The sequence below is a fragment of the Shewanella chilikensis genome, from assembly GCF_002836945.1.
GTDB lineage: Bacteria > Pseudomonadota > Gammaproteobacteria > Enterobacterales > Shewanellaceae > Shewanella > Shewanella chilikensis.
The window spans coordinates 1-23,980 of record NZ_NIJM01000035.1 but is presented as its reverse complement, the minus strand read 5'-3'; the positions used below and the strand labels follow the sequence as shown (position 1 = coordinate 23,980).

The window sequence follows — 23,980 nt, the reverse complement described above, 5'->3', positions numbered from 1 at the left end:
TATTTATCCTCACGATTTAAGTTTGCTCAAGGCAACAGGTAGCTGAAAGAGAACATCAGCTGGTGGGCGTTATAGTTATGATTCAATACGCCCAAAGTAGTCAGGCCGGTGACGGCATCAATACCGACATCGCTGCCATCGGTATCGAAGTAACGCTCGTACCGGTACGACACTTTCAGAGCCATGGCATCATTCAAGTGGTAGCGGCCGTATAGCTCAACACTGTGGTTAAAACTGTAATAGTCATCGTACTGAGCGCTTCCAATACAGGTTTCCCCCTCTGAATCGGCAAATTGATAGTCAGCCCCCAAGGTCAGGCGCTCGTCCAGCAAACCGCTGTAGGCGATGCCTGCCCCTAGGTTAATAAAGCTGTCATCAATGTCGCTGTACCAAGTCGCGCTTTGGTCGCCACTCTGTTTCGATGCGATCCACTGCTGGCCGACGAAACCGTAAACACTCAGTTGTTTGCTCAACTGCATTGTCAGGTTCAGGTCATAGCCATAATCGCGGGATTCAGTAAGACCAATGACTGTTTCTTGATAATCATCAAAGGCATAGTGACTGTTCAGGTCAAGCGTCATCCAGCTCAGCGGTGTGTACTGCAACCCAAGTTCCATTGCGGTCCGGCGTCGATCAGCCAAGTGATACTTACGCAACAGGCTCTGGGTTTCACTGGAGGTCAGCTCGGCCGCCTCATAGCGGCTGCCATCCCGTTCACCAAAACTGGCTTTCAGATCAAGCTTCAGCGGAGTGAAAAGCTGCATGCCCAGCTTGGCCCACAGGTTATGGTCGCGGGTTTCTTCCCGCTCACCATAGCTGCGCTCAAGCTGTTTGAAGTCGTAACCTGTCTGGAGTCGGTAACCCGGTGCCAAACGGTAGCTGGCATTGAGTTTCAGAGCATGACGTTCAGTATCCAGCAAAGGATTTTGCCGGATAGCGCCACTGACGGGATTGAATTCAAGCTGAACAAATTCGGCAACAGTAGAATCATTGTCGCGCTTGCGGTAATCCAATTGTCCACCCAGGCGCAAACGACTATTGACCAAGCTGCTGATGGCCAAGTTTGCATCCAGGGTATCTACCTGACCATCCCAGCTTTGCAGCGGGTTTCCCGTCATCTGGATCAAGCCTTCGTCCTGGATCATCCGTCCGGCAATTGCCCGGCCGCTGATTACCGTGTTGCTCAGCCGGTACTGACCGTTCAGTGTCAGTTGATGGGCCTGATTGTCCGGTGCAGCGCTGTAAACATCACTGGCATAAGGCAGAATTAAGTTGTTGATGTCATTCTTGTATTGACTACCTTGATACGCCAATTCAGTAAACCAATCATCGCCGCTGAGCTGTAACCCGGCCCGCAACTTGTCGTTGCTCTCATCCACCGGCAAAGCGAAGTTGACCGGCCTTGGTGTCATCAAACTGGCACTGCGGTGGCCCTGTTTTTCCTCTCTGTCATAGCGAACATAGCTGCTCAGGTCACCGATTTGGGCCAATTGGCCGAAGTCATAGCGAAAGCCTATTCCAGCCTGTTGCCGCTCCAGTTCCAGATCCAGGTAACGCAGGGTATTATCGGGTTGCAGCATACCCTGGTTATGCCAAAGCCCGGTGCCGACGTTGCCGTTCTCATAACGGGTCAAACTGCGATAATCCAGCGTCATCTGATACTGGCCGGGGCGGCCGCTTTTAAGGCTGACAAAGCCGTTATCCTGACCCAAATTATGGGCCCGCAGTTGGCTGCGATACCCGTTTTCGGTGCGGTAACCAAGGGCAGCATCGACACTGGCAACGACACCATCATGATCATCACCAAAAGCATTACCGCTGTGGATATCATCGCTGTCGTTGTACCCGGCATTCACTGTAGCCTCACCGGCCAAGCCTGGCGTCAGCTGACATTGTCGACATTGAAACGCGGCAGTATTGACCTTGTCTGTATTGGCGCGGCTAACCCCAAAGTCTGCAGCCACAACAGTTCCTGAAGCACCCAGCAGTGCCAAAGTCAACAGATTCAAAGGAAATCTCATCTTCAACACTCCTGATTAACGGGACAGCACACTGCCGGCGGGATGGTTGGAACCATGGATTTGGCTATGGCAGTTCAAGCAGCTTTTGCCGGCACCAAAAGCACTGATACCACTCTGGGATACCGCCCGCGCGGCATGACCATCGTCGGCATGGCATTGTTGGCATAACTGGGGTACCCGGGCTTTCAGCAAGGCTTCGTTCACACTGCCGTGGGCGTTGTGGCAGTTGGCGCAGTTTTCCACCACAGGAGCATGCTCCCACAATACAGGGCCACGCTTGTCGGCATGACATTCATAGCAAGTGGTATTGATACTGCTCTGTTTCAGTGCACTTTCGGTCAAGGAACCATGAGGGTTGTGGCAATCGATACAGGTCATCTGATCCCACTTGAGAGGGTGGGATGAACGCTTGCTCATATCGGCCTTGGCACGGGTATGGCAGCTGGTGCAGGCCTCGTTGATCCGTAAAGGATTCAGCATAGGGTCTTCAGCGGTATGCACCTGATGGCAATCGGCACAGGCTACCTGTTCCAGATTATGCAAACTGTTGTGCCAAGCCATCTGTTCCGTATTCTGGTGACAATCAAGGCAAACACTATTCTGACTTTCAGCTGAGAGCTTGGACTCCGGGCCGAAGCTAATCATAGGTTCTTTACCGCCACGGTTATGTTTTCCCATGGGGCCATGGCAAGCCTCACACTGCAGCCCGGCCATAGGTAAGCGACTATTGTTCATTTCGCCATGGGTTCCTTTAAACAGGGCCATGACTTTAGGATCTTTTTTGTGGCACATCAGACAGGAATCAGCACCTTTTGGGGAATATTTCCCTTCACTGAACTTTTCAGCCAATTGCTGTTCAAGTTCAGCTGCAGTTAAATTATCCCACGGGGTAGCCTGAACCAAGGAAGTTAAAAGCAACAAGACAGCGCTCAGTGTATATAGGCAAAAGTTCCAGCCTTTATTGATAAAATTAATCATTCTCCGGCCTTATCATCTATTTTTTAAACAGGAGACAGCTTTCTCCTAAACACAATTCTAAGGCATCTATTTTGCGAATTATTAAATGTTATATTTCCACATATTAAATTTGGGATAGACATATAAAACAACACAACAACATGACGCGGATCACTCAAAAGCACATAATAAACAATAAATGTCAATAAATTGACCAAAAATAACGTTTTGAACAACAAGAAAAAAATAAAAATCGTTAATTAAAAGGATTAAATCCGAAACAAACATGGCAACAAAAAGGCAACAAAGAAATAGATGCATGATAATCGCATGATTGATATAAATCACAATTCAAATACACTCAAAGAATATGCATCATTAAAACATAAACAACGAATATGAAAATGAAAATCATATAGAACATATATTGTTTCAATTATTGATAAGTATTTTATTATTTAATAAATAACTTTATTTTCAGGATTGGGAATAAGAAAGGCTTTAACAAGCTCCATCATCACTCTGAGTTAACTTGCCGGATTGGATGCAAAGCATGCAAATAAGAGATATTACTTCCGTGAGTATTGAACGCATCTAAGGAAGCTGCGAACAGGTTCAATATGTGCCCTGCGTCGACCAGCAAACCTGGATGCAAGGCATGGTTCGCAGCAAAGACCTGGAACCAACAGTACAACACTCACATCTCTACATAACAAGCCTAACGACAAACACCGCTCAACATCAGATTATCATTAACCAGGAAGCCTCCAAACTGAGTCACAACAGCATTGCCCCTGGAACAAACGCTTCATCATTCTGCGGCCTTTAGACAGGCTTACACCAAGTACTTAAATAAACATGATGGCCTACTTCCTGTCCAAATCCAATCTCAGCATAGTTGCCTAGAAGGGAAGCGGACCATCACATTAAGGAGGAAACACTCTGCTCTGCAGAGCACAACCTGATTAACGCGAGTGAGCAGCCATGCCTGAGCCCCTGATACTCAGACACTCGGAGGCATGGCTGTACGGGAGAATGGTCGCTATCAGGCGCCGAACTTATCAATAGCAGCCCGGGTCATGCCGGCAAAGTCAATCACCTCAAATTCACCCATATCGGCTATCAGGTTCAGGTGGGTGTGAATATTCACCTTTTGCAGATTCCCCAAGTGGCTTTTACCGCCCATAAATAAAAATGGGACAAAGCCGTACATTTCATCCTCGGCCAATTTTCCCAGCTTGGCGATGGCCCTCTCAAGCATGGGCTTATCCTTTTCGTCTTTAGATTCCAAAAAGCTCTTTTGTGTCATACAAAGGCACCAGCGTATGGCTTCATTGGCTTTGCCCGCAGCAATCTGTTCTGGTGCATTGGTGGCGCTGGTGTTAATCCACTGTACGGATGACCTCACCTTAAGGTTGTTACCACCCTTTTCACCCCAGAGTATCAAGTCACCCCAGGCATTGCGGGCAATCACATGGTAGATATCCTGTTCAATAAATACAGTCGGCTCCAGTATTCGCTCCAGGACATCTTCATAGTCTGCCGGGTTCACCAACCAGAGGCCGCCGTCAGCATAGGCCGAAAAGCCGACCGTTTCCCATATCGCCAGTAACAAGTCCGGCAGTACTCCGCGATAGCGCGCCAGCTCCTCGGGGGTTGGAAAGCGTTGATAGCAAGGCTCGCCGAACTTACGCTCGACAAAATAAGACATAAAAAACTGGAGTTTTTCCGTAACTTCTTCACTGTATTCCGGTGTGTCCATCTCTTCCTCACTCTAATTGACCGGGCAGCGCTTGAGCTGCACCTGAAGTTTAATCTTTTGCGCCGCTTCCGGGCCATAACGTTGCAGGGCTTTTTCCATCGCCTCGTCAAGTTGCGCCACACGGCTTTTAGCGCCTGTTTGCCCCTTGGGCCGTTGGGCCCATTGGCTACCAATGGAGGAGTTGACCCGGCTGTTACCCATACGACTGATGTTATCGCCGTAGCCGGCCGCCACCATATCCGGGTCGTGCAGCGCCGCCAAATCCTGCATGATTTCCGTTGCCCGCTTTTCAGCTCGCCGCTCCAATGATTCCAGGAACTCAATATCTTTAAGCTCCCTCTCAGTCAGGTTTTTCTGGTATGACTCAAACAATGACCCAGTCGTTTCTTCCTTAAATGTCTCTCTGAATTTCTTTTGGCTAAGGTGGGCATCGCCGCGCTGCATGTCGCGATAGCGTTAACGATTCTCAAGATATTCGGCCAGGGTCAGGTCATTGAGACCGGCCTCTTGATGTTTGAGCTGATTGGCATAGTGCCTTTCCAAGTCCTCCCGGGAGCCGGGGAATTTGTTAATCATATTATCGGATGGGCGAAAACAGGGCACTGCCACGGGCGGGCGCATTCGCACCAAAGATGGATGCACGCCATCGTCTTCCTGGTGCTCATCTTCCTTGACTTTGTTCTTTTTCTTGTTCTTGTCTTTGTCTTTATTTTTGAGCCTGAGACCATAATTGGGGGTGGTCCCTTCGTCAAGCGGGGGTCAGGTTATCCTGAACATAACTCTGCTCTTTATGGTGGTTACGGCGTTGTTTGTTGGCTTTGGCAATATCCATCAATAGGTTGGATGTTTCTTCGACCAGTTTGCCACCTTTACTGGTGGTGGTCCCGCCAAGGAGCACAGCGCCGGCTGCCGGACCACCGACACCACCAAACAGGGAGCCGACAAAAGTACCGGCGCTGACAATACCGTAGTCGGCGACCCATTGCGTGCCTGAGTAAAACACAATTTCGGTGGATTTATCCTGTGGCAGGGCCAACAGGTAGCGTTCCGGCAGCGACGCCAGTAATGACCGGGTTTCGGCATCGCTGAGCAGTAATATCAACATCTCCATGGCTTCACTGGCCAACTCAAGACCGGCTTCGCCCCTTTGTTGCCACTGTTGCAGTTTCTGCTCCAGCTCATCAATATCACCGGTCGCGATGGCCTCAACCAATGCCGACAAAGTAATGCCTGCCGCATCCATCAACTCACCGAACTCGCCCAGGTCAGGGACATATTCGACAACGCCCCGAGCCGTACCGGTTTTGGCTGACTGATAAACGCGCCAGTACTGAGTCAAACCAGGCAGAGATTCAAACGCTTGCTGTTGCTGACGCAGCTCCGCCAGGTGCGCATCAATCGCATCCCGGAGAGAGGCTTTCATCTCTGGCAGCTTCCCCTCTTCTTTGGCTTGCGCCAAGGCCTGCTCACTTTGGGTTGCCAGTTCAGCAGCCATGCTGTCCAAGGCTGAGTCAAGTTGTTCGTAAAGTGCAGGCAAGGCTTGCTCGGCTTGCGCCTGGTCAGCTTCGCTGCCAAACACGACCCAGGCATGCCCCTTGGGGCAGTTATCCAGCCGGGTTTTACCCTGTTTGTCCAGATTACCTTCGATGATGGTGCCATCTTCAAATTCAACCCGATAAGGCACCTGGATTACTGGCGTACATTCAGCATCATCATAGGTCAGACCCAGCAGCAACTCCCGTCTGGCCTGGCCGAACTTGGGGCTGATAAGCATCGGCAAAGGTTTATCCGGGGCAATTTGAGTCACGCGGGTATCCGGGGTGTAATTAGGTTCAATTGCCGGATGCAAACTGCCATTGGGCTGTTGAAAGTGAGCACTGCTGCCGGCCGTGGCAAAACGTTGCTGAATATGTTTAACGGCTGTGGCAGGAATATCACCACCGCTTACCGGCAAGCTGAAATCATTCTGTTGCTTGGTATACAAAGGCAATTTGGGGCTGTCGGAAAGTAGTAAGGCATCGCCATTTTCCAACTGCTGTTTAACGTGGGATAAACTGCGACCTGGCGGTACCAAGGCTTTCAGGTCATCATCTGACCATTGCCGCCAGGCTGACTCTATTTGCGGTGCATCGCTGAGGTACAACTCGTGAATACTGGCAAGGCGGGCACTTCACATACTACTCTCCTTAGTAAACCCTTTTACCCTGTCCCTGGTGGAGGGAAAATCGCCACCATCATAAATCGTGATAATGTATTTGGCGATAGCCTATTACGACAAAGAGTCTCGTGCGCTATTTCGCAATGATATTTAATCCATGCACACTTACTTTAATCCGTACGCCCACAAAAAAGGCGTCCCATGGACGCCTTTTCGATTGGTTGCAGTGGCAATTACTTTTTGCCCAGCATACCGAAACGCTTGTTGAACTTGTCGATACGACCACCGGTATCAACAACTTTCTGAGTACCAGTGTAGAAAGGGTGACATGCACCGCAAACGTCCAAGTGCAGAGCTTTGCCTGCAGTAGAGTTTACTTTGATGACGTTGCCACAAGTACAAGTTGCAGTGATTTCTGCGTATTCAGGATGGATACCTGGTTTCATTGGGGTTACCTCAAGTTAAGGCCATGTCGCTCTTCCAACCCGAAGTCGGACACCACATGCGGTTAATATCAAAAGTTCAGGGCGCAGAATAGTACAGTATCTACCCAGCGCTGACAAGTAGGCGACTACATCTGCTCGAACTTTTCTTTGGCGACCGTCTTATCTCCATAGGACTGCAGCAAGCTACTACTGGGGCAGTGCAACTTGGCATCACTGCGAAGGTTGCGAATATCACCGCGGCTGAAGGCCTTGGGATTGGCGTCAAAAATAGCCAGCATGGCGCCGTAGACATGGGTATGGCTGCTCTGTGCATAACGGCTGGCCACCCGCCAAAGGGTTTCAGTACCATCAAAATCCAGCATGCATCCCGGCTCACGCGTCTCAATTGGCAGAGCCTTCACCTGAAGGCCCGGCGCTGCAACGGCTTGAGATGCCGAGGGCACACCAAGGCTTTGAGGCTCACTCTGGGGTTGACCGGCGACTGCTTGAACCCTTTGAGCTTGAACGGCTGACGATGGCACGACTTTGCTTGATAAGACTGTGGCTGGCACTTCAGCCCTCGGTGACTCACTCGGCATCTGCTCACCAAAGACCCGGGCACGATTGGAACGCAGCGCCACAGGCACCGAGGTATCGAACAAGGGCAAGCGTTTGAGTTCATGCCAGCGATTGATTCGGTATTCCCGCACCAATAATTCGGCCTGCTTGTCGGTCACTTCATCTATCCCCAGCAGCAGCACCATGTAGCGATTAATGGGTTGCACCATGAGTTTTTCTGATGCACCTCGCTGCCTGACAATAAACTCAAGCCGGGTCATATCCTCACTGTCGGCCACCACGTTGACCTTGAGCATGGGCAAGTGCCCAAGCTCAAACATTCTTTGATTGATACTGACATGGGCGGTTTCTGCTCTGGCAACAGACGTTAGCAAAATGAGTACAAGCATCAGTAAACCCGCTCTCATCCCTATCCTCTCTGTTTGATTTTGAATTACCCAGTTTAGACTATCCGGCTTAGGTTCTCTGGCTTAGGTTCTCTGGCTTAAGTTCTTTGGTTTGGATTCATTAAGTCAGCAGATTCAAGCTGCGGTTTTTGCGGCTTTTTGTTTCCGGGGCTGGTTCTCTCATTCTAGCCTGAGTAAACTGACGGGCAACATGTGCCGTGATCATTTGCGAAAATTCTGACTATGCCGCAGTTTGTCGAAGTTGCCCTTCCCGTTCCCATGCGGCAGAACTTCAGTTACCTGATGCCCAAAGCCTGCCCCTGGCCACTCGAGCCGGGGATGCGGGTGCGGGTGCCTTTTGGCCGCCAGCAACTCATAGGCCTGGTGACAGGCCTGAGTGATGAGTGCGAACTCGAGCCCAAACAGCTCAAGCCGGTATATCAAGTGCTGGACAGCGCGCCTTTGCTGCCACCGGCGCTTTACCAACTGACCCTCTGGGCCGCCAGATATTATTTCTGCAGCCAGGGGCAGATGTTGACCCAGGCCCTGCCGGTGGCGCTGCGCAAGGGTGCCGATGCCGCACCGGAGAAAATCAGTTATCTGTGTCTGACCAGTGCGGGCCAGGAGGCCACGCTGGAGTCGCTGAAACGCGCTCCCGCCCAGCGCAAACTGCTGCAACAGCTCAAACAGGGGGAACTGACCTCTGAAGAGGTCAATGCGCTGGAGCTGAGCAAGAGTGCCATCAAGGGACTGCTGGACAAGGGCTGGGCCGAGCAACGAGAGCGGTCAGTCAGCGCCAATCTTGAATGGCGGCAACAGCTAGAGCTGGGGGAAGAGCCTCACAGACTCAACCCGGAGCAAGCCGTGGCGGTCGCCAGCCTCAATGCCCAGAGCGGCTATCAGTGCAGCTTGCTGGAAGGGATCACAGGCTCAGGCAAGACAGAGGTCTATCTGGCGGTACTGGAAACCATACTCAAGGCTGGCAAGCAGGCGCTGATCCTGGTGCCGGAAATCGGCCTGACGCCGCAAACCATCAACAGGTTCAAACGCAGATTCAAAGTCACGGTTGCCGTGATCCATTCAGGCCTGACCGACAAGCAGCGCCTCGACGCCTGGCGTTTGGCCCGCAGCGGCGAGGCAGCTATCATAATCGGCACTCGCTCGGCGCTGTTCACCCCCATGGCCTGGCCCGGGATCATCATTCTCGATGAGGAACACGACAGCAGTTTCAAACAGCAGGAAGGAGTGGGTTATCACGCCCGGGATCTGGCCGTCATGCGTGGCCACCTGGAGCAGGTTCCTGTGCTGCTGGGCAGCGCGACGCCGTCGCTGGAGAGCCTGCAAAACGCTCTCAGCGGCCGCTATCAACATCTGCAATTGGGAGAGCGGGCCGGCAATGCCCTCAAGGTGCGCCAGGGACTGATAGATATCCGCAACCAACCGCTGCAGGCGGGCATGTCGCAACCGCTGCTGAACGAGATGCGCCTGCATCTGCAGGCCGGCAACCAGGTGTTGCTGTTTCTCAATCGCCGCGGCTTTGCCCCTGCCCTGCTGTGCCACGAATGTGGCCATCTGCACGAGTGCGACCGCTGTGATGCGTTTTTCACCCTGCACCAATCCCTCGGCGAAATTCGCTGCCACCACTGCGGCAACCAGTATGCAATTCCACGCCAGTGCCACAACTGCGGCAGCACCATGTTACAGGGTCAGGGTATAGGCACGGAGCAATTGGAGGCGGCGCTCAGCAAGGAGTTTCCCGAGTATCCCGTGGTGCGAATCGACCGGGATACCACCAGCCGCAAAGGCTCGCTGGAACAGCACTTAAGCGCCATTCATCGCGGCGAATACAAGATATTGGTAGGCACCCAGATGTTGGCCAAGGGACATCACTTTCCCGATGTCACCCTGGTGGGGCTGCTGGATGTGGATGGCGCCCTGTTCAGCGCGGACTTTCGGGCCCCTGAGCGCTTCGGCCAGCTCTATACCCAAGTAGCCGGTCGCGCCGGTCGCGCCAGCAAGCCAGGCACTGTGCTGCTACAGACTCATCAGAGCGACAACCCCTTGCTCAGAGACCTGCTTCACAGAGGCTATGGCGAGTTTGCCCGCAGCCAGCTCAATGAACGCCAGCAGGCACTGTTGCCACCGGCCTGGCATATGGTACTGATCCGCGCCGAATCCCACCGCGCCGAGGATGCCGATGCCTTTCTGGCAGCCTTCGCCGCCATGTTACCCATGGACAAGGATTTTGAAGTGATAGGCCCACTGCCGGCGCCGCTGGATCGCAAGGCCGGCAAGTATCGGCGCCAGTTGTTGGCCCAGGCCAAGGACAGACGCAGGCTGCAACAGGTGTTTGAACAGCTGCTGCCCCAGGCCGAACAGCTGCCCGAGGCCAAGCGCTGCCGCTGGAGTCTGGATCGAGATCCTCAGGATCTGCTGTAACTGATAAGAGTCCGCAGGATCTGCTGTCACTCCCTTGAACAGCTTTAATCCGGCTCAGAATTGACCATGAGGCCCCTGTTTATCCTGCGGCTTGCGCAGCAGCTTATAGGTCAACCAACTGCCGAGTGCCAATACCAGAGTGATCACCGGCGCCGCCATCAACGCCATGGTCAACAGCTTGCTGATCCGCTCCGGCAGAAACGGCATCATATAGCCCAGCGATACCAACAGCCCCACCCAGAAGAAGGCACTCAGAGCCGCAAAAAAATAGAAGGTCTTGATACAGGCCATGCGCACGCCCATCACCAAAGGCAGCAGCGAACGCACCAGCGGCAGGAAACGGGCACAGAAGAGTGCCACCAGCCCATGACGCCCAAGGAGTTTATCCACTGCCGCCAGGCTGTCGGGCGGCACCTTGTAGACCCAGCCCTGCACCCTGGGCAGACGATTGAGCAGCCGCCCCTGAACAAATGCCAAATAGCTGCCGCCTGCGGCCGCTACAAACAGCAACAGATACACCAGCAAGGGGTTAAGGATCCCCATGGCCGCCAGGGTACCTGAAAGAATAACCACACTGTCGCAAGGCAAGGGGGCCGCCGGCAGCAAGGCGCTCTCCAGAAAGATAAAGCTGAAGATGCAAACATAGATACTCAGGGCGATACCCGGAGCATGCAGCGCGGCAAAATCCTGCTGCCAAATGGCTTGTAACACTGTAGCGATGGAGTCCAGCATCTATATCTCCATTGAAACTATCGACGCATGCCGATGGCAAAATCGGCACTTAGGGGAAGACAGGATCGACATCATACTCCCCAAAAATAAAGATCAGCGATTCTTAAACAAAGATTCATCCATCTTTATCAATAACAGTGATCTTAAAAGGTCACAGGCAACAGCAAACCCAGGCAACAACAAAATTTGCTGATAAAACCATACAGGTGATAGCAATGTTACCGCCGAAAGCGCTAGAATGTGCGGTTATTCCCCTTTTAATCTTTATCAGTCAGTGTCGATAAAACGCCAATGAAATCACATATCCAATCTTTGCTTGAACAGACAGTAGCCACTTTGAAACAACAGGGGTTGATCCCCGAAGAGACTGCGCCAAGGATTCAGGTAGACCGAACCAAGGATAAGAGTCACGGCGACTTGGCCACCAACCTGGCCATGATGCTGACCAAAGCTGCCGGCAAGCCACCTCGGGAGCTGGCACAACTGATCATCGACAATCTGCCTGCCTCCGGCCATGTGGCCAAGGTAGAGATAGCCGGCCCCGGCTTTATCAACTTCTTTATTGATGACAATGCCCTGGCCAAACAGCTGCAGGCGGCACTGGCCGACGAGCATCTGGGAGTGAGTCTGCCCAAGTCGCAAACCGTGGTAGTGGACTACTCCTCCCCTAACCTCGCCAAAGAGATGCATGTGGGCCACCTGCGCTCCACCATCATTGGCGACAGCGTTGTGCGGGCGCTGGAGTTTCTCGGTCACAAGGTGATCCGCCAAAACCACGTCGGCGACTGGGGTACCCAGTTCGGCATGTTGCTGGCCTATATGGAAGAGCTGCGGGCACAAAATGGCGAAAACGCCAACCTGGAGCTGTCGGATCTGGAAAGCTTCTATCGCGCCGCCAAACTGCGTTTCGACGAGTCGGCCGAATTTGCCACCCGCGCCCGCCAGTTGGTGGTCGAGCTGCAATCCGGTGACGAGTACTGCAACAAGCTGTGGCGTGAGTTCAACGATATCTCCCTGAGCCACTGCCATGACGTATATCAGCGCCTGGGCGTCAGCCTGACCCGCGCCGATGTCCATGGTGAAAGCGCTTACAACGACGATCTGGAACAGGTGGTCAAAGATCTGGATGCCCAAGGCTTGCTATCTGAAAGTAACGGCGCCAAGGTGGTATTCCAGGAAGAATTCCGTAACAAAGACGGTGAAGCCCTGCCGGTGATCATTCAGAAGGCCGACGGCGGCTATCTCTATGCCACCACAGACCTGGCGGCCATGCGCTATCGCTCGGGTACCCTGCATGCCGATCGCGCTCTCTACTTCGTGGATCTGCGCCAGGCGCTGCACTTCCAGCAAGTGTTCAGCCTGGCCCGCACCGCAGGTTTTGTGCGCCCGGAAATGACACTGGAACACATGGGCTTTGGCACCATGAACGGTGAAGACGGCCGCCCATTCAAGACCCGCAGCGGCGGGGTGGTGAAACTGGTGGACCTGCTCGATGAAGCCAATGTCAGGGCGCTGGAGCTGGTACGCAGCAAGAACCCCGACATGGACGAAGCCACCCTGGCCGAAATCGCCCGAGTGGTGGGTATCGCCTCAGTGAAATACGCCGATCTGTCAAAGAACCGCGCCAGCGACTATATCTTCAGCTTCGATCAGATGCTGAGCTTTGAAGGCAACACAGCGCCATACCTGCTGTACGCCTACACCCGGGTAGCCGGGATCTTCAAGCGGGCCGAAGGTGTGGATCTGAGCAATGCCGTTATCGCTCTGGAACACGACAAGGAAAAAGAGCTGGGCAACAAACTGGCCCAATTCGGTGAAATCCTTGCCCGTATGGTCGACAAGGGCCAACCCCATGTGCTTTGTGGTTATCTGTTTGAACTGGCCGGTGCCTTCTCCAGCTTCTACGAAGCCTGCCCTGTGTTGGCGGCCGATAACGAAACCCAGAAGCACAGCCGTCTGCTGCTGTCTCAGTTGACCGCCAAGACCCTCAAGCAGGGCCTGTCACTGCTGGGTATCGAGACCCTGGAGCGCATGTAATCCATGGGACGCGATTACGCCAATAGCAAGCCCAAGCCCCGCAAGCCAGCCAAGCGGGGCGCTCGCAAGCAGCCGCAGCCCAGGCAAGGCTTTCCTGTGCTGTTGCTTGTGGTGGTAGTTACCGTGGTGGCCGGCTTTGGCTATTTCCTCTGGAGCCTGAAGAGCAGCGCCCCCGAGGCCGAAGTGGTTCAGCCTCAGCCACAGACTAAGCCGGTTCCCCAGAAGAAAGACCCCAACGCCCTACCGCCCAAGCCCAAAGAGGAGTGGACCTACCTCAAGGAGCTGGAAAACAAGCAGGTAGAAGTGGATCTGCCGGAAGAGAGCAACAAGCCATCTCGCCCTTATCAGATGCAATGCGGTTCTTTCCGGGTGCAGTCCCAGGCCGACGAGATGAAAGCCGTGATCGCCTTCCAGGGGCTAGAAGCCCAGGTGCGCAAGGTACAAGGTACCAGCGGTGTCTGGTACAAGGTGGTACTCGGCCCTTATGACAGCAAGCGCGATGCCGAGCGGCAGCGCCACGTGCTGCAAAGAGCCGGTCTCAACGGCTGTATGATCTGGTTCTGGGAAGATTAAACTCCCCTCCTCAATTTAAAGGCTGCAAACAATAAGATTTGCAGCCTTTTTGTTTTTCAGCACGAAAGCCGCTGCCGGGCACTTGATATTCCCGCCCCCAACCCCATATAGAAAACTATCACCTCATTAGTTGGCCTTGCTGTGCCCCAATGGGCCGTTTCATGCAGCAGACCCTGGGGATTTGACCCATGACGGACGCGCCGTCCGCCCGAGAAGAGGATCTATCGTGACCACTATCGTATCTGTACGCCGTAATAATCAGGTTGTTGTCGCCGGCGACGGCCAAGTGTCTCTGGGCAACACTGTGATGAAAGGCAATGCCCGCAAAGTACGCCGCCTGTACCACAATAAAGTATTGGCCGGTTTTGCCGGTGGCACCGCCGATGCCTTTACCCTGTTTGAACGCTTCGAGGCCAAACTGGAGATGCATCAGGGGCATTTGATGAAGTCGGCGGTCGAACTGGCCAAAGACTGGCGCAGCGACAGAGCCTTGAGAAAACTCGAAGCCATGTTGGTGGTGGCCGATCATGAAAGCTCACTTATCATCACAGGTAACGGCGATGTGGTGCAACCGGAGCATGATCTTATCGCCATAGGCTCTGGTGGCAACTATGCCCAGGCCGCAGCGTTGGCGCTGCTGGAGAACACCGAACTGGGTGCCCGTGATATTGCCGAGAAGGCGCTGACCATAGCCGGTGATATCTGCGTATTTACCAACCAGTTCAAGACTATAGAAGAACTGAATTACTGATCCCGAGCGTGAGGAAGCATTATGTCTGAAATGACACCCCGCGAAATCGTCCACGAACTGGACGCGCACATCATAGGCCAACAGAAGGCCAAACGCTCTGTCGCAGTAGCCCTGCGTAACCGCTGGCGCCGCATGCAGCTGGATGCCGGCTTGCGCCAGGAAGTGACCCCGAAGAATATTCTGATGATAGGCCCAACCGGTGTCGGTAAGACAGAGATCGCCCGCCGTCTGGCCAAGCTGGCCAATGCGCCTTTCATCAAGGTTGAAGCGACCAAGTTCACCGAAGTAGGCTATGTGGGTAAGGAAGTGGAGCAGATCATCCGCGATCTCACCGACGCCGCGGTCAAACTGACCCGCGAGCAGCAGATGAAGAAGTGCCGCTCCCTCGCCGAAGAAGCCGCCGAGGAGCGAGTTCTCGATGCCCTGCTGCCCAAGCCAAAGAACGATTGGGATCAGGAAACCGAGGACAAGTCCCACACCCGCCAGGTGTTCCGCAAGAAACTGCGTGAAGGCCAGTTGGACGACAAAGAGATCGAAATCGATGTCTCGGCGCCGCAAATTGGCGTCGAAATCATGTCGCCTCCCGGCATGGAAGAGATGACCAACCAGCTGCAGAGCCTGTTCCAGAACATGGGTCAGGGCCAGAGCAAGCGCAAGAAACTCAAGATCAAGGATGCCTACAAGCAACTGGTCGAAGAGGAAGCCGCTAAGCTGGTCAACCAGGAAGATCTCAAAGAGCAGGCCATTGAGCTGGTCGAGCAACACGGCATAGTGTTCCTCGATGAGATAGACAAAATCTGTAAGCGCGGCGAAACCTCAGGCCCGGACGTGTCCCGCGAAGGGGTACAGCGTGATCTATTGCCGTTGGTGGAAGGCTGCACAGTCAACACCAAGCACGGCATGGTGAAGACAGACCACATTCTGTTTATCGCCTCCGGCGCCTTCCAGATGAGTAAGCCATCGGATCTGATCCCCGAGCTGCAGGGCCGTCTGCCGATTCGGGTCGAGCTGGATGCCCTGACCGCCTCCGACTTCAAACGGATCCTCACCGAGCCCCACGCCTCGCTCACCGAGCAGTATGTGGCCTTGATGGGCACCGAAGGAGTCAGCATCGAATTTACCGAGTCAGGTATCGACCGTATCGCCCAGGCCGCCTGGCAAGTCAACGAGCGTACCGAAAACATCGGCGCCCGTCGTCTGCACACTGTGATGGAGAGGCTGATGGAAGACATCTCTTTCGAGGCCAGCGACAAGTCCGGCAGCAAGTTTGTTATCGATGCCGAATATGTCGATGCTCACCTGGACAACCTGGTTCAGGATGAAGATCTGAGTCGCTTCATTCTGTAAGCCGGTCTTAACACTGAAAATCAAAAAAGCCGCCTTAACAAAGGCGGCTTTCAATACAACCCAAATGGGTTACTTACCTTTTCCTCTGCGGCTTAACTCGGGTGTTACTGTGATGAGTTCAGAGCAGATATTGCTGCCGGCTTCACATACCTTGTATTCAAAGCTTTCGGCACTGCTGTTGAAACGCTCCTTGTAACTGCCTCTATCTCGGGTACTGTCGATCAGTTGACCATCGCGATAAATATCGATAGCCCGGGCTGACGAGCCACTCCAAGTCAAGTTGACATTCACCTTGCTACCATCTGTACTGCCTGCACCACTGAGGCTGATGGCCGCGGCAACACTCACCTGCTTGCTGATGCTGTGGCTGGCGCCGCTGTTATCTGTCACTGTCAGCGTCACTTCATAGCTGCCGCCTGTGGCATAACTGTGGCTTGGATTGGCCTGTGATGAAATATTGCCATCACCGAAGTCCCAAGCCCAAGCAACCACTGCCCCATCGTTATCACCGGACGCATCGACGAAGTTCACGTCCAGATGATTAACCTGGAAGCTGAACTCGGCGGTAGGCAGCTCATTCACAGGGGCCGCTTCTACTGTCAGGGTCACCAGGGCCTCACCGTTGGCAGCCTGGCTATCGACTGCGCTGGCCGTCACTGTATGCTGGCCTACGCTGAGGCTGTTGATGCTGAAAGACGCGCCTTGACCAATCAGGCCATCCAGATCGGATGTCCATTCCAGGGTATTGGCCACATCACCATCTTCGGCATCGTTGGCGGAACCCACAAAGACCACTGTGTCACCCTCGATAAAACTGCTGCCCCCCACTGGAGCACTAATACCAACAACCGGAGCTGCGTTAACAGGTGTACTACCAATACCGTCGTGGGTAAAAGTCAAACTCCATTTGTTCAGTCGACCTGCGTCACCGCTCCATTCATCCCTAATGACCAACTGCCAAACACCTGTGGCTACTTCTCCATTAAACTCAACAGGATAGAATGTTTTAATCAGATCGCGGTAGTTATCGTTCGGACCGCGCACATCGAAGATCTCAACCGTAGTACCATTCGGGGACACCAAATGGATCAACAAGTCATTGTTGAAGCCATGCATAATATCCACAAACAGGCTCATGTCCTTGATCTTCACACCGAGGGGAACATTAATCTCAGCTACCACACTTCCCATATCAGGGATGGATTGAACCCTGGTGTCCTCATAGGAAACAACGGTGCCGTCACTAACAACATACAGAAAGAACTCGCGACTACTCGTAACCCCCTGACTGTCAGAGGCTGTCACTGTAATCTGGTGAGTGCCCTGGCTCAAATCTGAGCGGGAGAAGTTGCCACCCGTGCCAATCTGGCCATCGAGACTGGAGGTCCACACCAGTGAGGCGCGGACATCACCATCTTCGGAGTCGGTTGCATCGGCAACAAAGTTGATCACATCACCCGGAAGATACAGAGCGTTTTGCAGATTCGCGCCAATGGACACTGTAGGTGGCAGGTTGGTGCCCGGCTGAGATCCACCTGTGACATCCATGCTCCAGCTGTTGAGAGTACCGGTATCACGGAATCCTGAATCTGTGATATGAAGAATCCAATCACCTGAAGCCTCTTCCAGATCAAAGTCTTCCACCGCATAACTGGCTACCAGGTTATCGGCACTGCCGCCGGTGCGATTATGCAGGGGAACTGTGCGGCCACTGGGGGAGGCGAGAGTGACAGTGAGGTCGCCTATGTAGGTGTGGGTTATATCCACATTCACCACCAGATCGGTCAGGGTCAGACTCATCGGCACATTGATAACACTGCTTACACCATCAACATTATCATCGGGAATCGCTACCGGATTGTCATTGCTGTAAGTAGTGCTGAAGGTACCTGCAGGGTACACCAGCAGACTGACATCGATGCTCTTGTGGATATCACCGTCAACGGCATTGATGGTGATGATGTGATTGCCCAGGGTAGTATTGGCATCGGTGGATACCGTCATTGTGGTGCGACCATCGGCCGGCACAGTGCTGCTGGAGAAGGTCACGGCCGCATTCAGTCCAGCCGGTACCTCAGCGCTGAAACTGGCGTTGCCGTTATATCCGCCCACGGCGTTCATGTCGATATCAAAGGTTACAGACGAATCTTGGTTCACAGTGCGACTGGCAGGACTCACCAACAGATAATAACCAGGGCCACCGGCACCGGCCATGTTCAAAGCACTCTCCAGGTTCAAGCGCTTACCTGTCACGGTTTTGCCTTCCAATGCGGCAATGGGGTCGCCAGAAGACATTAGGATATTCTTGACATCGGCCGTAGTCAGAGTCGGATCGGCGGCCAAAATCAAGGCCGCGGCGCCAGCCACATGGGGGGTTGCCATGGAAGTACCGCTCAGGGTGTTATAGTCATTGCCCGGAATAGTGGAGTAGACGTCAGAGCCGGGGGCCCCCATATCCACTGTGTTCAGACCCCACTGAGAGAAGTAAGACATTTCATCATCGCGAGTAGTAGAGGCAATGGCCATCACATTGGGTACATCATGGTTGGCCGGCCAGCTGTCATTGACATCATTATCAATAGCATCATTACCGGCAGCAGCGACAAACAGAATATCGGCATTGTTGGCGGCCGTAATAGCATCCTCCAAAGCCTGGCTGAACGCCCCGCCGCCCCAGGAGTTGTTCAATACTCGGATATTCACGCCACGGTTTTTCAAATCAACCATGTAATCAATACACTGAATACCATCGGCCGTAGTACCGCCTTGGCTACCCAGGAAAGAACAACCTACCATGGCAGTATTCCAGTTGACCCCAACGACTCCAGAGCCATTGTTGCCGGTTGCCCCTATGGTTCCCGCAACATGCGTACCATGGTAATGAGTGTCCTGCGGATTACCGTTATCATTGATGGCTGAAATACCGTGAATATCATCAATATAACCGTTGCCATCGTCGTCAATGCCATTATTGGGGACTTCATTGGGATTCACCCAAATATTGTCGCGCAAATCCGGGTGTGTGTAGTCAAAACCTGTATCTATCACCCCAACGACTACCTCTCGCGAGCCCATTTCCATCTCCCAGGCCTGCTCCGCATTGATTTTTGGCATACCCCACAACTGGCCGTAGCTTGGATCGTTGGGGATAACCGAAGGATAAAATCTGTGGTTGAGTTCAGCGTATTCGATGTGGGGGTTGTGCTTGAGCCGTTCCACCATAGCGCGGGCATCCAGCCCCCGGGGAACCGTGAGTTCAGCCAATCGACCTTTGGCAATATGGCGAAAACGATCATCAACGCCATCATTGTTTTTATCTTTGAATGAGGCTCCGAATTGAGCCATTAACTGCTTACGGTCCGCTTTCTTTGCGGTTTCTTTGAATTTAACAATAACAGAGGCATTATCGAAATCTTGTTTGGGTTCCAGCTTCTTGGCGGCAAGCGACGGAACCGTGACTGCCATCAGGGAAGTAGAGAGCATGGCCAAAGTCAATCGGCTCAAGCGAGTGTGCGGCTTTCTCATTTGTAGTCTCCTGTGATTAAGAGTGCTCGCTATAATCGTTATGTATGCGAACACATACAATCTAGACACAGAATAAACAAATTTCAAACAAAAAAATAAACTTTTTTAACATTGGCAATTTCACGCCATCACTCCAAGAAAAGTGGATTATCAGCAGCCAAAAGCCGCTAAGGATCACCAGGATAAAGAAAAGAAGCACGCTAAGATCCGCTTAAGAACAGAAAGGAATGTTATAAAATGTATCTAAAAAAATACAATGCGAGGGCAAAATATATTTAGCAGGAACAAGAAGTTAACAGGGCCAAACGAGTTCGAATCTGGCTCCACCCAATGGACTGTCACCGACATTAATTTGCCCCCGGCCATTTTCGGCCAGTCGGCGGGCTATGGCCAACCCCAAACCTATACCACCAGTGGCTCGGGTTCGACTGGGATCGAGACGGATGAAAGGTTCAAAAATCCGTTCTCTTTCTGCAATCGGTACCCCGGGGCCATCATCGTCCACTATGATATTCACCTGCCCTTGTTCAAGCTGACAACTGATCCGAACCTCTCGATGACAGTGTCTCAATGCATTGGAGAGCAAGTTGTTGATTGCCCATTCCAAATGCTTCTTACTGGCGATGACGGATATTTCAGGATCAACTGGCGTTAAGGTGATCTTTTTCTCGGGGAATAAGGGATGCTGCCTTGCTACCAGCGTCTGTAACAAGGGGGCCAGCGACAAAGATTCTGTCGGCGCTCGCCTCGGACTTCCTTCCGCTTTAATCAGCTTGACGATTTCACGGATCAGCTCATCCAACTCTTCCAGGCCCCGCAGAACCCTGTCTTCCAATTGCGGCCTTTCGTCCACCTCGGCTTCTATAAGCATATCGAAAGCCAGTTGCACCCTCGCCAGCGGGGCCCTAAATTCGTGCGCCACCGCCTGCATGAGATCGCTTTGCATCTTTATCGAACGTTGTAAGGCTTGATTTACCCTGGTTTGGCTGTGACGACTATAGAGCAGCAGCAGAATAGCCGCTGCCGCTATCAGCGCCACGATCCAAATATTGCGGGTAAATTTTTGTTGCTTGATAACCTCTTGTTGCAAGGCTTTTTCGCCTTCCAGCAAAGTAATTTGTCGCTGGCGTTTTTCATCTTCAAATGAACTGCGCAGCCATGCCAGACGTTCACTGGAATTGGCATTAAAAAGCGCATCATTGATACTTTTAAACTCTTTATGGTTGATCAGTGCCTGGCGATAATTGCCTTTACGTTCATGTATTTTTGACAAGAGTTCATAGGTATCTCTGAGCTGCCCGCGATCGCCGCTGGCAAGTGCCAATTGCAATGCCTGCTCGGCTCTTTCTCGCGCGACATCCACATCATTGGCCGCCAAAAAATAATTGGCAAGACTCAACCTTCCCTGGGCTTGTAAGGCAACCAGCCCCAATCGGTCTGCGGTGGCCAGGCCTCGTTCCAGATAGCGCCGAGCAATGGGATACTCTCCCATTTCCAAGGCTAGCTTACCAAGACTCATCAAGGCCGTGGCAGTAACGTTACCGTCTTTGAGCTCTTCACCATAGGCCAAAGCTTGCTCCATGGCTGTCTTGGCCGCCACCTTTCTGTTCAGTTTTTGCTGCACTGTACCGAGAGCGGTCAGCGCCTGCGCCATTCCGGTTTTGTCATCCAAGGCCTCGAATCCCTGCAATCCCAATTGCAACTGCGCCATGGCTTCTTGCAAATCACCTATTTGTTCATAAGTGATCCCCATATTGTGATGCAATTCCGCCACACCTGACTTATCGTCCAGCAGCTCCCGGATCCGCAGAGACTCCTGTTGATTTGCCAGCGCTTCACCAAAATCGCCCAAGGTTGCATGAATGCCCGCGATATTGTTCAGCGCCATTGCCAATGCTCTGGAATCGTCCAACCCCCTATGTAGGTCCCTGGCCTTGGTAAAACATTCCAGCGCCAACTGATATTCAGCCTTATCACTGTAGATAAGGCCCATATTGTTGTAGGTGGTCGCTTCAAAGGAGCTGTTTTTCAGGCTTTCAGCCACAGCAAGCGCTCTCTGATAATAGGTCAGAGCCTTATCCAACTGACTCTGACGCCAATAAATCAATCCAGCGACATTAAGCGGTACCACCAAGATCTCTGCTTGCGGCTGTCCCTCGGCCAAAGTCAACGCAGCTTCGCCAAAGTCCGCAGCCTCGGCAAACTCCCCCAACATCATTTTCGCCCAGGCCAGGTTGCTGAGCGCCATCACCTCGGAACCTGGATCCGGCTCAACTTCCAGTAGTCGCAGAGCCTGTGTGCTATAGTCTATGGTTTTGAGCGGGTCTTGATGGCGTGAGGCAGCAGCCAAATCAAGCAATTCGAGGATTTGACTATGCTCATCCGAGACCACAGATGAACGATTCGGATCGTGACAAGATGGCAGCAATATCAGCAGTAACAGCCCCAAGATCCAGGGCATTAACGCCCCAGAGCGGCCTTGAAACCTGGAAACTGCCAAGAAGGCTTTCATCTCAACTCAGAGTCAGTACGTAGCCTTGGCCACGTATCGTTTTGATTAGGGACGGCTCTTTAGGGTCATCATCCATCTTGCGTCGCAGATGGGAAATTCGAAGATCTATAGTGCGCGGCGTGCTGTCATAACCCAGCTCTTTAAAGTGTTCGCAGATTGCATCCCTAGCAAGAGTCCGGCCGGCATGTTTGCTCAAAAGCCACAGCAGTTCAAACTCGGCCAGGGTAAGTTCAAGTTCTTGGTTATTCAAACTTGCAACCCGCTCCAGCTTATCCAGACGCAAACCATTGACAGCCAAATGGGTTTCACTCTGATTTACTCTTGGCTCCTGAACTTGGCTTTCTTGCCGTTCCGAGCGGCGCAGCAAACTGCGAATACGCGCCAACAGCACCCGGGAACGAACGGGTTTGGCAATATAGTCATCCGCACCGGTTTCGAGCCCGGCAACTTCATCAATATCATCCCCTAACCCGGTTAACATCAGAATAGGGCCGGAATAACGACTACGAACTTCGCGACAGATAGAAAGTCCATCCATCTCTGGCAGCATGACATCCAACACCACCAACCGGGGGCGTTCATCAATAATGCGTCTGGCGGCATTTACACCATTGGCTTCGGTTCTAACCTCAAAGCCATTCTTGGTCAAAAAGCCACTCAGCAGCTCTGTTAATTCCTGATCGTCATCAACCAACAGGATAAATTCACTCAAATCCATGATGTCACATCCCCGAAAGCCATGAATTTAATTGTATGTAATTATGTACAAAATTCAAACTTTGTATCTCAAATGTGATTAATACTTCTCGGGCTAAGGGCCAAAAAAAGTGGCCCGAGAGCGACTCCAGATACAAAGTTCAGCTTGGCACAAAATCCAAAGCTGACCAGCGAGAATGTCAGCATCAAGCCGAGCAACGGCAGATTTTAAACAGGCACAGTAGTCAAACTTTGCCTCAAACCCGGTAATTCTTTATCATCCCCTCCTTTGCCCAAGCTGGAACCCAAGCGATGAAACTGACTCTGCTGACTCAAGAGCTGTACAGCAAGCTCTACCGGGATATTCACGAATTCCGTATCACCTTCGATCTGCCGGTCGACTCTCCTGACACTCTGGATGCCAAGGCCGACACGCTGCACACCTCGCTTATCAGCGAAGAGCTGACCGAACTGACCGAGGCCGCCGACAAGGTTGAACAGGCCGACGCCATAGTCGACAGCGTGTATGTATTGATGGGCCGCCTGGTACACTTGGGTTGCACCCAAGTCGGGGAGCGACTGGAGATCAGCTACCTGATAGATCTGCTGCTGCAGGTTGCCGCCAACAAGGCTATCGACTTTGAGCCTTGCTGGGATGAGGTGCATGCCAGCAACATGAGCAAGGTGTGCCGCAATGAGCAGGAACTGGCAGATACCGTGGCCCACTATGCCAAGCAAGGGGTGGAAATTGTCGGTAGCCGTCAAGGTGACTTCTTGATAGCCAAGTGCGCCAAGGATGTGGAAATGACCGGCAAGACAGTGCGCCAGGGCAAGGTACTCAAGTCTGTTTATTATCGTCCGGCCAACCTCAAGGATCTGGTGTAACGCTCGGCGATCAATCCTAAACTGGTCCTCGGCTTTGGAGAACCAAACAGGTTCCCAACCGTTCGCCCAAAAAAAGCAGACCCCAGGTCTAATGCCGTTCACTTAGTGTGAACGGCATTTTTCTTAGGCTTAATGGGATACTTGTTTTTACTCATTTTTAACGCACGTGGATAGGCTCTATCCCGTTTCCCATCA

The 23,980-nt window shown here is 52.7% G+C and carries 18 protein-coding genes; 6 read left to right on the top strand and 12 right to left on the bottom strand.

Annotated elements, in window-relative coordinates; genetic code table 11:
• Positions 1–26: 26 nt before the first annotated feature.
• From CX651_RS13545 to CX651_RS13515, 8 genes are all read right to left on the bottom strand, one after another.
• Positions 27–2,021 (bottom strand): MtrB/PioB family decaheme-associated outer membrane protein, encoded by a 1,995-nt coding sequence (locus CX651_RS13545; RefSeq protein ID WP_101056478.1) that lies wholly within the window; start codon positions 2,019–2,021, stop codon positions 27–29.
• 15 nt (positions 2,022–2,036) lie between these two features.
• Positions 2,037–2,999 (bottom strand): DmsE family decaheme c-type cytochrome, encoded by a 963-nt coding sequence (locus tag CX651_RS13540; protein WP_101056477.1) that lies wholly within the window; start codon positions 2,997–2,999, stop codon positions 2,037–2,039.
• A 1,024-nt stretch (positions 3,000–4,023) separates the two neighbouring features.
• Complete coding sequence (locus CX651_RS13535; protein ID WP_101056476.1) at positions 4,024–4,740, bottom strand: GAD-like domain-containing protein; 717 nt, start codon at positions 4,738–4,740, stop codon at positions 4,024–4,026.
• 12 nt (positions 4,741–4,752) lie between these two features.
• Positions 4,753–5,184: a polymorphic toxin type 15 domain-containing protein gene (locus CX651_RS13530; RefSeq protein WP_101056475.1), complete on the bottom strand. Its 432-nt coding sequence runs from the start codon at positions 5,182–5,184 to the stop codon at positions 4,753–4,755.
• Between the two features lie 12 nt (positions 5,185–5,196).
• Complete coding sequence (locus CX651_RS19880; protein ID WP_146226017.1) at positions 5,197–5,382, bottom strand: hypothetical protein; 186 nt, start codon at positions 5,380–5,382, stop codon at positions 5,197–5,199.
• A 106-nt stretch (positions 5,383–5,488) separates the two neighbouring features.
• Positions 5,489–6,883, bottom strand: coding sequence for an OmpH family outer membrane protein (locus CX651_RS13525; protein ID WP_101056474.1), 1,395 nt, complete (start codon positions 6,881–6,883; stop codon positions 5,489–5,491).
• Between the two features lie 248 nt (positions 6,884–7,131).
• Entirely contained in the window at positions 7,132–7,344 is a 213-nt protein-coding gene (gene rpmE, locus CX651_RS13520) for a 50S ribosomal protein L31 (RefSeq protein ID WP_025009259.1), read from the bottom strand.
• Positions 7,345–7,469: 125 nt separating this feature from the next.
• Complete coding sequence (locus tag CX651_RS13515; protein ID WP_157822686.1) at positions 7,470–8,291, bottom strand: FimV/HubP family polar landmark protein; 822 nt, start codon at positions 8,289–8,291, stop codon at positions 7,470–7,472.
• A gap of 240 nt (positions 8,292–8,531) precedes the next feature.
• Here CX651_RS13515 and priA point away from each other — a divergent pair, with 240 nt between their 5' ends.
• On the top strand, positions 8,532–10,727 hold the full coding sequence (priA, locus tag CX651_RS13510; protein WP_101056472.1) for a primosomal protein N': 2,196 nt from the start codon (positions 8,532–8,534) through the stop codon (positions 10,725–10,727).
• A gap of 54 nt (positions 10,728–10,781) precedes the next feature.
• On the opposite strand, the gene CX651_RS13505 is transcribed toward priA, so the two are convergent.
• The gene (locus CX651_RS13505) at positions 10,782–11,459 is read right to left on the bottom strand and encodes a DedA family protein (protein ID WP_101056471.1); all 678 of its coding nucleotides are present in this window, start codon (positions 11,457–11,459) and stop codon (positions 10,782–10,784) included.
• A gap of 291 nt (positions 11,460–11,750) precedes the next feature.
• Here CX651_RS13505 and argS point away from each other — a divergent pair, with 291 nt between their 5' ends.
• The 4 genes from argS to hslU all read left to right on the top strand — a co-directional run bounded on the left by argS (position 11,751) and on the right by hslU (position 16,167).
• Positions 11,751–13,496: an arginine--tRNA ligase gene (gene argS, locus CX651_RS13500; protein WP_101056470.1), complete on the top strand. Its 1,746-nt coding sequence runs from the start codon at positions 11,751–11,753 to the stop codon at positions 13,494–13,496.
• 3 nt (positions 13,497–13,499) lie between these two features.
• Positions 13,500–14,069 (top strand): SPOR domain-containing protein, encoded by a 570-nt coding sequence (locus CX651_RS13495; protein ID WP_101056469.1) that lies wholly within the window; start codon positions 13,500–13,502, stop codon positions 14,067–14,069.
• Between the two features lie 226 nt (positions 14,070–14,295).
• Positions 14,296–14,820 (top strand): ATP-dependent protease subunit HslV, encoded by a 525-nt coding sequence (gene hslV / locus CX651_RS13490; protein WP_100142986.1) that lies wholly within the window; start codon positions 14,296–14,298, stop codon positions 14,818–14,820.
• 21 nt (positions 14,821–14,841) lie between these two features.
• Complete coding sequence (gene hslU / locus CX651_RS13485) at positions 14,842–16,167, top strand: HslU--HslV peptidase ATPase subunit (RefSeq protein WP_100142985.1); 1,326 nt, start codon at positions 14,842–14,844, stop codon at positions 16,165–16,167.
• Between the two features lie 69 nt (positions 16,168–16,236).
• Here the strand turns inward: hslU and CX651_RS13480 are convergent, their stop codons facing one another.
• From CX651_RS13480 to CX651_RS13470, 3 genes are all read right to left on the bottom strand, one after another.
• Positions 16,237–19,692, bottom strand: coding sequence for a S8 family serine peptidase (locus tag CX651_RS13480; protein WP_101056468.1), 3,456 nt, complete (start codon positions 19,690–19,692; stop codon positions 16,237–16,239).
• Positions 19,693–19,984: 292 nt separating this feature from the next.
• Entirely contained in the window at positions 19,985–22,153 is a 2,169-nt protein-coding gene (locus CX651_RS13475) for a tetratricopeptide repeat protein (RefSeq protein ID WP_167398142.1), read from the bottom strand.
• A gap of 52 nt (positions 22,154–22,205) precedes the next feature.
• Complete coding sequence (locus tag CX651_RS13470; RefSeq protein WP_101056466.1) at positions 22,206–22,922, bottom strand: response regulator transcription factor; 717 nt, start codon at positions 22,920–22,922, stop codon at positions 22,206–22,208.
• 290 nt (positions 22,923–23,212) lie between these two features.
• Here CX651_RS13470 and CX651_RS13465 point away from each other — a divergent pair, with 290 nt between their 5' ends.
• The gene (locus tag CX651_RS13465; RefSeq protein ID WP_101056465.1) at positions 23,213–23,785 is read left to right on the top strand and encodes a nucleoside triphosphate pyrophosphohydrolase family protein; all 573 of its coding nucleotides are present in this window, start codon (positions 23,213–23,215) and stop codon (positions 23,783–23,785) included.
• Positions 23,786–23,980: the final 195 nt, after the last annotated feature.